Source organism: Longivirga aurantiaca (assembly GCF_042660085.1).
In the GTDB taxonomy this organism is placed as follows: Bacteria; Actinomycetota; Actinomycetes; order S36-B12; family CAIYMF01; genus Longivirga; species Longivirga aurantiaca.
Window position 1 is genome coordinate 17106 of sequence record NZ_JBHSTI010000008.1, and the last position, 13106, is coordinate 30211.

At 71.6% G+C, this 13106-nt stretch carries 11 protein-coding genes; 3 read left to right on the forward strand and 8 right to left on the reverse strand.

Features of this window, described 5'->3' with window-relative positions:
- Positions 1–68: 68 nt before the first annotated feature.
- The 3 genes from ACFQGU_RS03860 to ACFQGU_RS03870 form a co-directional block, all read right to left on the reverse strand.
- Positions 69–962: a bile acid:sodium symporter family protein gene (locus ACFQGU_RS03860; RefSeq protein WP_386764044.1), complete on the reverse strand. Its 894-nt coding sequence runs from the start codon at positions 960–962 to the stop codon at positions 69–71.
- Positions 959–2716 carry an AMP-binding protein gene (locus ACFQGU_RS03865; RefSeq protein WP_386764045.1) on the reverse strand — a complete coding sequence of 586 codons (1758 nt, stop codon included), beginning with the start codon at positions 2714–2716 and terminating at the stop codon, positions 959–961. The genes ACFQGU_RS03860 and ACFQGU_RS03865 overlap by 4 nt, the downstream gene beginning before the upstream one ends.
- A 248-nt stretch (positions 2717–2964) precedes the next feature.
- Positions 2965–3582, reverse strand: coding sequence for a pyridoxamine 5'-phosphate oxidase family protein (locus tag ACFQGU_RS03870; RefSeq protein ID WP_386764046.1), 618 nt, complete (start codon positions 3580–3582; stop codon positions 2965–2967).
- Between the two features lie 281 nt (positions 3583–3863).
- Here ACFQGU_RS03870 and ACFQGU_RS03875 point away from each other — a divergent pair, with 281 nt between their 5' ends.
- On the forward strand, positions 3864–4238 hold the full coding sequence (locus ACFQGU_RS03875) for a cupin domain-containing protein (RefSeq protein ID WP_386764047.1): 375 nt from the start codon (positions 3864–3866) through the stop codon (positions 4236–4238).
- Positions 4239–4333: 95 nt separating this feature from the next.
- On the opposite strand, the gene ACFQGU_RS03880 is transcribed toward ACFQGU_RS03875, so the two are convergent.
- Positions 4334–5761 carry an aspartate aminotransferase family protein gene (locus tag ACFQGU_RS03880; protein WP_386764048.1) on the reverse strand — a complete coding sequence of 476 codons (1428 nt, stop codon included), beginning with the start codon at positions 5759–5761 and terminating at the stop codon, positions 4334–4336.
- Positions 5762–5912: 151 nt separating this feature from the next.
- Between ACFQGU_RS03880 and ACFQGU_RS03885 the strand changes: the two genes are divergently transcribed.
- Positions 5913–6782 carry an alpha/beta hydrolase fold domain-containing protein gene (locus ACFQGU_RS03885; protein WP_386764049.1) on the forward strand — a complete coding sequence of 290 codons (870 nt, stop codon included), beginning with the start codon at positions 5913–5915 and terminating at the stop codon, positions 6780–6782.
- A gap of 99 nt (positions 6783–6881) precedes the next feature.
- Here ACFQGU_RS03885 and ACFQGU_RS03890 read toward each other — a convergent pair whose 3' ends face one another.
- From ACFQGU_RS03890 to ACFQGU_RS03905, 4 genes are all read right to left on the reverse strand, one after another.
- Positions 6882–8033, reverse strand: coding sequence for a thioester domain-containing protein (locus ACFQGU_RS03890; RefSeq protein ID WP_386764050.1), 1152 nt, complete (start codon positions 8031–8033; stop codon positions 6882–6884).
- 212 nt (positions 8034–8245) lie between these two features.
- A complete protein-coding gene (locus ACFQGU_RS03895; RefSeq protein ID WP_386764051.1) occupies positions 8246–8530 on the reverse strand; it encodes a putative quinol monooxygenase in 285 nt (94 codons plus the stop codon).
- Between the two features lie 109 nt (positions 8531–8639).
- Entirely contained in the window at positions 8640–10058 is a 1419-nt protein-coding gene (gene pntB, locus ACFQGU_RS03900; protein ID WP_386764052.1) for a Re/Si-specific NAD(P)(+) transhydrogenase subunit beta, read from the reverse strand.
- 2 nt (positions 10059–10060) lie between these two features.
- Positions 10061–11584, reverse strand: a complete 1524-nt coding sequence (locus ACFQGU_RS03905; RefSeq protein WP_386764053.1) for a Re/Si-specific NAD(P)(+) transhydrogenase subunit alpha — start codon at positions 11582–11584, stop codon at positions 10061–10063.
- A 278-nt stretch (positions 11585–11862) separates the two neighbouring features.
- On the opposite strand from ACFQGU_RS03905, the gene ACFQGU_RS03910 reads away from it, so the two are divergent.
- On the forward strand, positions 11863–13074 hold the full coding sequence (locus ACFQGU_RS03910) for an amidohydrolase (protein ID WP_386764054.1): 1212 nt from the start codon (positions 11863–11865) through the stop codon (positions 13072–13074).
- Positions 13075–13106: the final 32 nt, after the last annotated feature.

Sequence of the window (13106 nt, forward strand, 5' to 3'; positions counted from 1 at the left end):
GCAACGACGACGCCGAAGGCCCCCGACCGCTTCCCGGTGCGGTCAGGGGCCTCCGTGCGTCCCGGCTGTCAGAGCAGCACGGGGATCTTCTGCTCGGCGCGGTCGTGAGCGCGGCGGAACACCACTGTGACGAGCGACGCCGTGATGACCACGAACAGCGAGTAGAGCGCGGGGATGAGGTCGGCAGCGGCCTTGGTCTCGCCGCTGAAGGACAGCGCGATGACGGCCACGGCGAGCGGCCCGTTGACGATGCCGATCTCGAGCGCGAACGTGCGGCGGTCCGGGAGGCTGGCGCCCCACAGCTTCGCCCAGAGGTAGGCCACCGCCATGCCCAGCACCGGCAGGAGGATCGATGCGGCGAAGATGCCGGGCCGCTCCTGGAACGTCTGGACCAGCAGGTCCCAGTTGCGCGGCACCCACGTGACCATGAGCAGCAGGATCACCAGGATGCCGAAGACCGAGCCGAGCAGCTCGACCGCTCCACCGACGTTCGCACTGCGCCGCCGCAGCCAGATGCCGGCGAAGATCGGCAGGATCAGCAGCGCCAGGCTCACCATGATGTTGGCGTAGGGCACCTCGACGTCGGCGGCGACGACCCCGCCGTAGAGCCCGATGAGCAGTGGCGAGATCACGATGGCCGCCATGGTCGTGAGCATCGTGACGATGACCGACAGCGAGAGGTTCGCCTTCGAGAAGTACGTGAACAGGTTCGACGTCGTGCCGCCCGGCATGCAGCCGAGGATGACGAGGCCGATGGCCACGGTCGGCGGGATGTCGAAGACCTGCACGAGACTGAAGGCGATCAGCGGCATGAACGTGAACTGGCCGATCACGGCGAGCACGAGCCACTTCGGCCGCTTGAGCTCGCGGCGCACGTCGCGCGGCGTCATCGCCGCGCCCATGCCGAGCATCATGCAGGCGACGAGGAGTGTGAGCAGCAGCTGCTCGAACGCCCCGATCATCGGGCGGTCCTCGCGGCCGCGAGCATCGGTTCGGGGGTCGCATCGGCGAACTGCGTCCGCACGTCCTTGCGCAGGATCTTGCCGATGGGCGACGTGGGCAGGCTGTCGGCGAACACGAACTCGGTCGGCACCTTGTAGCCCGTGATCAGCGTCGCGGCGTGGGCGCGGAGCTCGTCGGCCGTGACCGCAGGATCGCGTCGTACGACGACCGCGCGCACGCGCTCGCCGCGCTCGCCGGCCTCCACACCCACCACCGCGACGTGCTCGACCCCGGCGTGCGAGGCGAGTGCGTCCTCGACCTCGTTCGGGAAGACGTTGAACCCGCTGACGATGATGACGTCCTTGCTGCGGTCGACGATGCGCACGAAGCCGTCGTCGTCCATCACGCCGATGTCGCCGGTGCGCAACCAGCCGTCCGAGAGCACCAGCTCGGTCTCCTCCGGCCGCCTCCAGTAGCCGGCCATGATCTGCGGCCCGCGCGCCCAGAGCTCGCCCGGCTCACCGAGCGCGGCGGGTGCGCCGTCGTCGCGGGTGGGCCGCACGACCGTGCTCGGCAGCGGCACACCGACCGTGCCCGGCCGCGCCCCGCCGTCCAGCGGGTTGAACGTGAGGCCGGGGGACGACTCGGTGAGGCCGTAGCCCTCCACCACCGGCGAGCCGGTGACCTCCTGCCAGCGCTGCGCCGTGGCGGAGTGCAGCGCCATGCCGCCGGAGATGCTGGCGCACAGAGCGGGGGGCGGGTTGTCGAGGAACCACTCCTCGTTCGTGAGCCCGTGGAAGAGCGTGTTGACGCCGGTGACCCAGGTGATCGGGTAGTTCTCGAACGCGCGCTTGAGGTTCGACAGCGGGCGCGGGTTGGGGATGAGGATGTTGTGCGCGCCGCGCAGGTGGAAGCCCAGCAGGTTCACCGTGAAGGCGAAGACGTGGTAGCAGGGGAGAGCGGTGAGCACAGTCTCGCGGCCGGCCACGATCTCCTCGCCGGCGAAGCCGAGCATCTGGTGGCCGTTGGCCATGAGGTTGCCGTGGGTGAGCATGGCGCCCTTGCTCACGCCCGTGGTGCCGCCCGTGTACTGCAGGCAGGCGAGCGAGCCGGGGTTGAGCTCGCGGCGGTAGGCCGCCGCGTCGGCGCCGGTGGCGGCGCCCAGCGAGAGCGCCGAGGGCAGCCGCGTGTGGGCGAACCGCACCGGCGGCAGCGTGCGGTTCCAGACCTTCTGGACCGTGCGGATGATGCCGTGCACGTAGCCGGGGAAGAAGTCGCTGACGGCCGTGAGCACGACCGGCGTGCCGGCGAGGTCGGGGACGACCTCCGCGAGCGTGGCGGCCATGACGTCGGCGCCGACCACGAGCGACACGTCGGCGTCGAGCAGCTGCCGGCGCAGCTCGGCACCGGTGTAGAGCGGGTTCGTGTTGACGACGACGCAGCCGGCCTTGAGCGTGCCGAAGGCCACGACCGGGTAGGCGAGGCAGTTCGGCAGCTGCACGGCCACGCGGTCGCCCTGCTGCAGACCGACGACCTCGCGCAGGTAGAGCGCGAACTGGTCGGAGAGGCGGTCGACGTCGGCGAACGTGAGGTGCCCGTTCATGCCGTTGGGCATCACCATCGTGAACGCGCGGGCGTCGCCGTACTCAGCGGCGGCCGCGGCGAGCTCGTCGCCCAGCGACCCGGAGGCCACGGTCTCGATGTCGGCCGGCACGCCGGCGGGGTAGTGGTGAAGCCACGGACGTGCCGCGGCCTCCTCGGCGAACGGCGTCATCGGCGTCCCCTCCGGCTCGTCGGCGCCGAGGCGCCAGGTGCGAGGCAAAATTCACGAATAGATGTACGGTAATCCACATCACAGTGAACGGCAAACGGACGGCTCGGGTCGACCGGTCGTGGACGCCGGCGCGTCGGCCTCCTCCGCGGGGCTCGCCGACGAGGGCGGCCCGGCGCCCGTGGAGCGTCTCGGTGCTGGTGCGCGGTCTCCCGGACCTGCCGTCCTGGCGCGTCGGTCGAGATGACTGCTCAGCGGCCCAGCGACTCGCGGTCAGCATCGCGCGCGGGATCCGCGGCCGGCAGGGCGTCGTACGCCCAGTCCGAGCGCTTCCAGTCCGGCACGGGGGTCGGACAGTCGTTGCGCGGCACGAACGACGACCTGCGCACGAGCTGGTACCGGTGGATGTAGCGCGGGCAGTTGGGGTAGACGGCCCGTGCTCGGACGCGCACCACGAACTGGGCCTCGTGGTACGCGCCGATCAGCGGGTCGTCGAGGTCGATCGACGCCTCGCCCTCCAACCGCATCCTGCTCCCGCGCTCGAGGTCGAGGAAGAGCAGGCCGACGTGCGGATTCACGAGCACATTGCCCGTCGACAGGTACATGCCGTTGCCGTCGTAGCTCGGGAAGGCGACGGTGCGCTCGTCGACCACCCGCACGAAACCGGGCTCCCCGCCCTTGTAGGAGCAGGTGGGCCGGCCCTCGGCATCCGCGGACGCGAGGAAGAACATGTCGCGGGTCTCGATGAAGGCGCGGTGTCCGTCGTCGATCGTGTCGGTGACGAGCAGGCTGTCGATCCGGTCGGCGAGGGCGCGCGTGTCGAATCGGTCCTGCAGCGACCTGCTGCCGGCGTGGAATCCCGCGGCCACGGCTCCCTCCCTCCGACGCCGGTCGAGACGCCGCCCGTCGGGACGAACGCGCCGACGGTGGTGGCGCCAGCATGCACCTGAACCCCGCGTTTGCACAGGGTCGAGGTGGTGGACCGCCGCCGTATCGGCTGGCGCGCAGCGGCATCCGGACGAGTGATCACGATCGGGTCAGACGGGTGACCACGTCGGGTGGTAGACACCCCGCACGGGCGCGCGGACACTGAGGCCACCGCCGGGTGGTCCTCGCCCGAGAGGGGCGTCGCTCGGCGCGGGAGGTGCACATGGCCGGAATCGCCAGGGCACGATTCGAGAACGCCACCGACGTCCGCCCGTTCGGCGGCGGCACGGGGCAGATGAGCATGCTGGACATCGACGGCAGAGCGGTCGGCCGCGCGGTCTTCGAGCCAGGCTGGCAGTGGTCCAAGCACGTGCAGCCGATCGCCGGCACGACGAGCTGCCAGGCCGACCACGCCGGCTACATCCTGTCCGGCCGGCTCGCCGTCCGGATGGACGACGGCACCGAGGAGACGTTCGAGCCCGGCGACGTCATGATCTGCCCGCCCGGGCACGACGCCTGGACCGTAGGCCAGGAGGCGTGCGTCGTCCTGGACTGGGCCGGGTATGCCGACTACGCCAAGCCGGTCGTCAGCGCCTGACCGCGTACCGCCCCCGGCGTCCCTGACCCGACCACGTCACTGCCGTGTGGCCCCTTCCCGACGGTCGGAAGGGGCCACACGGGCAGTGACATCGGTCAGGCGCGGAGTGCGGCGGCGAGCTCGCGGAACTCCTCGACCAGGATGCCCATGTCGTCGGCGGTGTGCGCCAGCGAGACGAGCCACTGCTCGTCGAGCCCGGGCGGGGTGAGCACACCGCGGTTGACGCCCCACAGCCACGAGAGCTCGGCGACGCCGAAGTCGGTGCGCTTGTAGTCGCGGTAGTTGCGGACGGGCGTCGGCGCCCAGGTGACCGCGCCCTTCACGCCGAAGCCGACGGTGTGAGCGGGCAGCTGGTTCGCGGCGATGATCGCGTTCATCTGCTCGAGCGCGCCGACGTTCAGCGTCTCGGCCGCCGCCAGTGCCTCGTCCGTGGCGATCTCGTCGACGGCCACTGCGGCGGCCATCACGAGCGGGTTGCCGTTGTAGGTGCCGAAGTGCGGCATGCGCTGGTCGGTGATGCAGGCCATGACCTCGGCCGTGCCGCCGAACGCAGCGAGCGGCAGGCCGCCGCCGATGCTCTTGGCCAGCGCGACGAGGTCGGGCTTGACGCCGAGGCGCTGCGACGCGCCCTGCGGGCCGGCGGTGAGGCCGGTCTTCACCTCGTCGAACACCAGCAGCGCGCCGTTCGCGTCGCACATCGCGCGGACGGCAGCGAGGTAGCCGGCGTCGGGGACGACGATGCCGATGTTCTCGAGCACCGGCTCCATGAAGACGCACGCCACCTCGGAGCCGTGCTCGGCGAAGAGCTGCCCGAGGCGGTCGAGGTCGTTGTACGGGACGACGTGGACGGTGCCGGCCTCGACCTCGAACGGCGTGACGGGGGTCGGCGCCTCCTCCGGTCCGGCCTCGGCGACCGACGGCTTCACCGACACCTGCAGGGCGTCGTAGCCGCCGTGGTAGCCGCCCTCGATCTTGATGATCGCCTTGCGGTTGGTGAAGGCGCGCGCCGTGCGCAGCGCGTACATCGTGGCCTCGGTGCCGGAGTTGGCGAAGCGCAGCTGGTCGAGGCCGAAGCGGCGCTGGAAGCGCTCGGCGGCGTCGGTGGCGGACGGCGACGGCGTCACGAACAGCGTGCCGGTCTCGAGCGCCTTGCTCACCGCGGCGATGACGGTGGGGTTGAGGTGGCCGGCGAGCATGGCGCCGAAGCCCATCGAGAGGTCGAGCACGCGTCGGCCGTCGACGTCGGTGAGCCACGCGCCCTGGGCGCTCGTGATCGCGACGGGGTACGGGTCCCAGTGCTGGAACGACGACGGCACGCCGAGCGGCAGCGAGCCGAGCGCGCGGCTGTGGTGGGCGCCGGACTCCGGGGTCTGCTTCTCGAACCGCTCCCACTCGGCGGCGAGCAGCGACGCCACACGGGCCTCGTCGAGGGGGGCCGACGACTCGGGCACGACGCGGTAGGTCGCGGGGTCGTGGGCGGGCCAGGTCACCGGCGTCGGGACGGCCGTGGTCGCGTCAGTCATTCGTAGTTCCTCCGAGTCACCGGTGCACGACGTTGTGCCGGGCCATCGTAGTGACAGATCCGTGCTCGGCGACGGCCGCTTCGGCGGGTGCGACTGCCACGATGCTCCGCTCGGTCCACCAGTCCCGGCCGTGGGCCCGTAAGGTGCGGCTGTGAGCGACTGCGCGCCGACGTACGCCGATCTGCGGTACGCCGATACCTCGCCCGTGCAGCTGCTCGACCTCTACCTGCCGCATGACCAGACGGGTGCGCCGCTGCCCCTCGTCGTGGTGATCCATGGCGGCGCGTTCCTCATGGGCGACAAGCGGTCGGAGATCACGGCCATCCCGGCCCTGCTGGAGCGCGGCTACGCGATCGCCTCGATCGGCTACCGGCTCTCCGGTGAGGCGACGTTCCCCGCAGCAGTGCAGGACTGCAAGGCCGGCCTGCGCTGGCTGTCGACGAACGTGGAGACGTACGGCCTCGACCGGTCGCGGTTCGCGCTGTGGGGGGCTTCGGCCGGCGGTCATCTCGCCGCGATGCTCGGCGTCACGGGCGACCAGCCGACACCGTTCGACACGACGTCCGACCCTGCCGTGGACGCCTCGGTCGCGGCGGTCATCGACTGGTTCGGACCCACCCGCTTCGTCGCGATGGACGCGCAGGACCGGGAGCGCCCACCCACCGGCGAGCCCGATCTCCCGCCACCGTGGCCGCGAGAGCACGACGACCCGGTCTCGCCCGAGTCGCGCTACCTCGGTGCTCCCATCCAGACCGTGCCCGAGCTGGCCACGGCATCCGACCCGACGATGTACGTCCCGACGGCCGCAACGCTTCCGCCGTTCCTGATCGTCCATGGCGACGGCGACCACCTCGTGCCGCACCTGCAGTCGGTGCTGCTCGCGGACGAGCTGCGCGCGCACGGCGGCAAGGTCGACCTGCGGATCCTGCCGGGCTTCGGCCACGGCGGACCGGGCTGGGTCGAGGAGGTCCTGCCGGCCTCGATCGACTGGCTCGACGCGACGCTCGGCCCGGGTGCGTGACGGGAGAGCGCTGGCCACCTCCCCCTCATCCGCTTCACGCCCCACGACGCGACGGAGCCCCGACCGTTCCCGGTCGGGGCTCCGTCGTTCGATCACGCCTTAGTGGCGGCGGTCCACGCGGCGGGTGCTGCCGAGGACCATGGCGCCTGCGCCGAGGAGCAGGGCGGCGACGCCGGCGAGGGCGAGCCCGCTGGTGCTGGAGCCCGTTTCGGCGAGGCCCGGCTGGGTCGAGGTCGGCGTCGCCGGCGTGGTGCTGGCCGGGGGCGTCGTCGCCGGCTCGGTGGCCGGAGGCGTGGTGGCCGGCGGCGTCGTCACCGGCGGCGTGGTGCCCGGGTCGGTCGGGGTCGGCTCCACCGTGATGGTGGCGCTGGAGGAGGCCGTCAGCGTCTGCACGCCGGCGAAGGCGAGCTTCTGGATCTCGGTCGGACGGTCCGGGTTCACGAGCGCCCAGCCGCCGTCGACCGGAGCCGAGCCGGAGGCGGTGACGACGACGTCGCCGGGAGCGGTGCCGGACGGAACCTCGACCCAGACCTCGTCACCGTCGGAGGCTGTGGTGACGGCCGAGCCGCCGCTGGCGGCGTCGAAGATGGTGAAGGCCGGGTTGGTGGCGAGGTCGACCGGGGTCGAGCCCGACCAGTTGATCGTGAACGGGCCGACACGGCCGCTGAGCGCCGTGGTGGTCGCCGGGGTGATCGACAGGGACGGGGCGGGCTGCGACGAGGCGCCGACGTTGTCCGGGCCGGTGAGGTAGGCGTAGAGCGCCTTCACGCCGTCGGTGTTCTTGTTCGTGTCGAGGGTGCGGCCGTCGGTGTAGTGCCAGAGGGCGGCCTGTGTGCCGGCGACGGCGGTGGCGGTGTCCATCGGGCTCACGCCGCTGGCGGCGGAGAGCTGGGCCAGCGTGAGGACCGGGAAGCTGTTCTGGAGGATCCAGAGCACCTGGCTCGGGTTCGGGACCTGCGAGCCGAGCTGCTGGAGCTCGTACGTGTCGCCGGCGTTGATCGGCACACCGAGGTCGACGCAGTAGGCGCGGAGCGTGCCGCCGCCCGCGACGTCGAGGCGGAACACCGACGTGGCGTGCTGCGTGCCGTTCATCCAGACGGCGTGGCCACCGGTGTAGACGCCGTTGTAGGTGACGGTCGTGGCTGCGACGGCGGCCGGGGCGAAGATCAGCCCGAGGAGCCCGAGGATCGCCACGATGGCGAGACTCATCCGGGTACGGCCCCGGGGGCGTGCGGCGGTGGTCAGGCTCATTGAGGATCTCCCATTTCAGCGGCGTGGTCGGCGCCGGGTGCTTACGTGACCCCCAAGATACTCACGCTGCGCGACGGGGGGAGAGGGCCGGACGGGTGACGCACGATGGACGGAGGGACGAGGGATCACCCGTTCGGCCGAGCACGCTGACGCCTGGTCACCGCTGGACGGGCCCGATCGCCCTCCGTGACCGCCTCGCGGGCCCGTTCCGCCTAGCCGCGGGGGTCGAAGTGCGTCACCGAGAGCCCGAGCACGTACGGCGCGAGGGCGCTGCGTCCCTCGGAGGCGCGCCAGGCGCGGTACGCGGTGTCGGCCTCCATCGACTCCCAGCGCTCGAGGACGAGGACGTGCGCCGGGTCGTCGGTCTGCACGATCACCTCGACGCCGAGGTTGCCGGTGAACCCCCGGGTCGCGACGAGCACGTCGTCGAGCACGGCGAGCGCCTCGGAGGTCGACTCGGGGCGCAGGGTCAGGTCGAGGATCGCGAGGATGCTCATGGGGGCTCCGAGGCATGCGGCGGGACGGGCAGTGGCCCGACCCTAGGGCCGTGACGTACGGCGAGGGCCGGCCGGATCACGTGATCTAGCCGGCCCTCGCCGTACGTCGCTACAGGGCGCGGACGATGTCCTCGACCCGGTCCTTGGCGTCTCCGAAGAGCATCGCCGAGTTCTCCTTGAAGAACAGCGGGTTCTGCACGCCGGCGTAGCCCGAGGCCATGGAGCGCTTGAAGATGATGACCTGGCCGGCGTTCCAGACGGTGAGGACGGGCATGCCGGCGATCGGGCTGGTGGGGTCGTCCATCGCGGCCGGGTTGACGGTGTCGTTGGCGCCGATGACCAGGACGACGTCGGTCGAGGCGAAGTCGTCGTTGATCTCGTCCATCTCCAGGACGATGTCGTAGGGCACCTTGGCCTCGGCCAGGAGCACGTTCATGTGCCCCGGGAGGCGGCCGGCGACGGGGTGGATGCCGAAGCGCACCTCGATGCCGCGCTCGCGCAGCTTGCGGGTGAGCTCGGCGACGCCGTACTGCGCCTGGGCGACGGCCATGCCGTAGCCGGGCGTGATGATCACCGAGCGGGCGCTGGTGAGCAGCTCGGCGGCGGCGTCGGCCGTGATCTCGCGGTGATCGCCGTAGTCCTTGTCGTCGCCGCTGGGCGCCTCGATGCCGAAGCCGCCGGCGATGACGGAGATGAACGAGCGGTTCATCGCGCGGCACATGATGTAGCTCAGGTAGGCACCGGAGGAGCCGACGAGCGCGCCGGTGATGATGAGCAGGTCGTTGCCGAGCAGGAAGCCCGATGCGGCTGCTGCCCAGCCGGAGTAGCTGTTGAGCATGGACACGACCACCGGCATGTCGCCGCCGCCGATCGAGGCGACCAGGTGCCAGCCCAGCGCCAGCGCGACGACGGTGACCGCGATGAGCAGCCACAGCGCGGGGCTGATGACGAACCAGACGGTGAGCGCGACGAACGCGACGAGCGCGCCGATGTTGAGGATGTTCTTGCCCGGCAGCATCAGCGGCGCCGAGGAGATGCGCGCGGACAGCTTGAGGAACGCGACGATCGAGCCGGTGAAGGTCACGGCGCCGATGAACACGCCGATGAACACCTCGGCGGAGTGGATCGACAGCAGGCCCTCGGCGTCGAGGAGCAGCGCCTCCTCGCCGGTGAGCTTGGCCTCGACGTGCAGGTACGACGCCCAGCCGACCAGCACGGCTGCGAGACCGACGAACGAGTGGAGCAGCGCGATGAGCTCGGGCATGCCGGTCATCTCGACGATGCGCGCCCGCCACAGGCCGATCGCGGCACCGATGAGGACCGCTCCGACCAGGAGCGCGAGGGGCACGGCGTCGATGCCGCGGTCGAGCACCAGGGCGAGGGTCGCCACGAGGGCGACGGCCATGCCCAGGATGCCGTAGGTGTTGCCGGCCTTGGCGGTCTCGTGCTTGGACAGCCCGGCCAGGGCCAGGATGAACAGCAGGCCCGCGACGATGTAGGCCGCCTGCGCGGCGTTCTCGAAGGTCATGGTCAGCTCCTCGAGAACATGGCGAGCATGCGACGGGTGACCGCGAAGCCACCGAAGACGTTGATGGACGCGAGCAGGATCGCCACGGTCGACACCGCTGTGATGAGCGGGTCACCGGTGCCCATCTGCAGCAGCGCGCCGACCACGATGATCCCGGAGATGGCGTTGGTCACCGACATCAGCGGCGTGTGCAGGGCGTGGTGCACGTTGCCGATCACGTAGTAGCCGATCACGATCGCCAGGGCGAAGACGGTGAGGTGACCGAGCAGCGACGGCGGGGAGACCGCGCCGAGCAGGAACAGCGCCGTGGCCACGATCCCGACCAGGGCGAAGCGCCTCCCCGGTGGTGCCGGCGGCTTGGGCTCCTTGGCGGCCACGGCTGCGGCCGGTGCGGCCGCGGGGGCGGCTGACACCTGCACCGCGGGCGGCGGCCAGGTCGACTCGCCCTCGCGGACGACCGTGATTCCGCGCTGCACGACGTCGTCGAAGTCGAGCACCAGCACGCCGTCCTTGGCCGGCGTCATGAGCTTCATCAGGTTGACCAGGTTGGTGCCGTAGAGCTGGGACGACTGCGCGGGCAGGCGGCCGGCGAGGTCGGTGTACCCGATGATCGTGACGCCGTTCTCGGTCACGACGGCCTCGCCCGCGACCGTGCCCTCGACGTTGCCGCCGTTGGACGCCGCCATGTCGACGATCACGCTGCCGCGCTTCATGCTCGCGACCATCGCCGCGGTGATCAGCCTCGGAGCCGGGCGGCCCGGGATCAGCGCGGTGGTGATGACGATGTCCATCTCGGGGATGCGGCTCGCGTAGAGCGCCTCGGCCCGGGCGTTGTAGTCGTCCGACATCTCCTTGGCGTAGCCGGTCGCCGAGACCTCGACGTCGGCCGCTGCGACCGGGAGGTACTCGCCGCCGAGCGACTTCACCTGGTCGGCGACCTCCGGGCGCGGGTCGGTCGCGTACACGATCGCGCCGAGGCTGCCCGCCGTACCGATCGCGGCGAGGCCGGCGACGCCGGCTCCGGCGATGAGGACCTTGGCCGGCGGAACCTTGCCCGCCGCGGTGACCTGGCCGGTGAAGAAGCGGCCGAACACGTGGGCGGCCTCGACGACCGCGCGGTAGCCCGCGATGTTCGCCATCGAGCTGAGCACGTCCAACGACTGCGCGCGCGAGATGCGCGGCACCGCGTCCATGGCCAGCGCCGTGATCGGACGGCGGCCGAGGTCCTGCACCAGCTCGGGGTTGAAGGCCGGGGCCAGCAGGCTCACCAGCGTCGCGCCCGGGCGCAGGCCGTCGAGCTGCTCGGTCGAGGGGGCGTTCACGCCGAACACGATGTCGGCCGCGAGCGGGTCGCCGATCGTGGCGCCTGCCTCGACGTACCCGTCGTCGGAGAAGTCCGAGGCCGCACCCGCGCCTGCCTCCACCACGACCTCGTAGCCCAGCTTCTTCAGCTGCACGACGGTGGCGGGAGTCGCCGCGACCCGGGTCTCCCCAGCACGCGCCTCTCTCAGCACTCCGATGATCACGCCGAGCCTCCTTCACGCTGCCGCCCGCACGGGCGGAGGCAGCTCATGGCTTCCGTTGGGCGAGGCCGACCGGCGACGCTGTGGGGCACAGCCCTGCCGCGTCGGGTCTCCCCGCCTCGCTGCACGCTACCGGCCCGGGTTCCGCGAGGCCGGGCAGCGTGCCGGGAATCACGGACGACCGGGTCACGTCCGGGCCCGGGTGAACGCGGGCGAGGCCGGTACGGAACGTGCGGCGGCGTCGCCCCCGAAGGCCGTGGTCCACGCCCTAGGCTTCGACCGTGCCCGTCGAACCGTCAGTCGTCGCCCTCGTGCGCGGCGCCGTGGCCGCCGACGAGGCCCTGCTCGTGGAGATGCGCCGGGACCTGCACGCGCACCCCGAGCTGTCCGGGCAGGAGAAGGCCACCACCCGCTGGATCCACCAGCACCTGCGCGACCTCGGCCTCGCCCCGCAGCGGCTCGAGGCCGGCACCGGGGTGGTCTGCGACGTCGTGCTCGGCAGCGGCGTCGGGCCCGTGGTCGCCGTGCGGGCGGACATCGACGCGCTGGCGATGAACGACGACAAGGACGTCGGCTACCGCTCGCAGACCGACGGCGTCGCGCACGCCTGCGGGCACGACGTCCACACGACCGTGGTCATGGGCGTCGCCCGCGTGCTCGCCCGCAGCGGCGACCGGCTCGGGGTCGACGGTCGCGTGCGGCTCGTCTTCGAGCCGGCCGAGGAGTCGGTGCCGGGCGGTGCGGTCGACGTGATCGCCGAGGGCTTCTTCGACGACGTCGACGCCGTGTTCGGCGTCCACTGCGACCCGAAGGTCGACGTCGGTCACGTGGGCCTGCGCGTCGGCCCCATCTCGTCCGCTGCGGACATGGTCGAGATCCGCGTCTCCGGCCCGGGCGGCCACACCTCGCGCCCCGAGCGCACGGTCGACCTCGTCGCGGTGCTGGCCCGCGTGGTCACGGGGATGCAGGGCGAGATCGACCGGCTGACGGGCGAGCCCGGAGCCGTGCGCTGCGTCTTCGGCTCGGTCCACGCGGGCGACGCCGCCAACGTCATCCCCTCGGGCGGCTCGCTGCGCGGCACCGTGCGCACCCCTGACCACGACGTGTGGCGGCACTTCCCGAAGTACGTCGAGGACGCGCTCGCCACACTCCTCGGCGGCACCGGCGTCACATGGACCACCGAGCATCGACGCGGCGTGCCCCCCGTGGTGAACGATGAGGACGCGACGACGATCGTGGCCAACGCGGTGCGCAGCGCGTTGGGCGATGACGGTGCGGTCGAGGTCGAGCAGTCGTGGGGCGGCGACTCCTTCGCCTGGTACCTCGACAAGGTGCCGGGCGCCTACGCGCGTCTCGGAGTGCACGACCCGTCGTCCGGCGCTCCGCGGCTCGACCTGCACGCCGGCACCTTCGACGTCGACGAGCGTGCGATCGCGTACGGCACGCTCGTGCTGGCGCTCGCCGCCCTCGAGGCCCTCGCCGACCTCGGCTGACTCAGACCGATGTGGTAGTGGGAAGTCGCGCT

Coding starts and splice junctions, on each gene's coding strand:
- ACFQGU_RS03860 (WP_386764044.1), bottom strand. CDS start 962: ATGATCGGGGCGTTCGAGCAGCTGCTGCTCACACTCCTCGTCGCCTGC.
- ACFQGU_RS03865 (WP_386764045.1), bottom strand. CDS start 2,716: ATGACGCCGTTCGCCGAGGAGGCCGCGGCACGTCCGTGGCTTCACCAC.
- ACFQGU_RS03875 (WP_386764047.1), top strand. CDS start 3,864: ATGGCCGGAATCGCCAGGGCACGATTCGAGAACGCCACCGACGTCCGC.
- ACFQGU_RS03880 (WP_386764048.1), bottom strand. CDS start 5,761: ATGACTGACGCGACCACGGCCGTCCCGACGCCGGTGACCTGGCCCGCC.
- ACFQGU_RS03890 (WP_386764050.1), bottom strand. CDS start 8,033: ATGAGCCTGACCACCGCCGCACGCCCCCGGGGCCGTACCCGGATGAGT.
- ACFQGU_RS03895 (WP_386764051.1), bottom strand. CDS start 8,530: ATGAGCATCCTCGCGATCCTCGACCTGACCCTGCGCCCCGAGTCGACC.
- pntB (WP_386764052.1), bottom strand. CDS start 10,058: ATGACCTTCGAGAACGCCGCGCAGGCGGCCTACATCGTCGCGGGCCTG.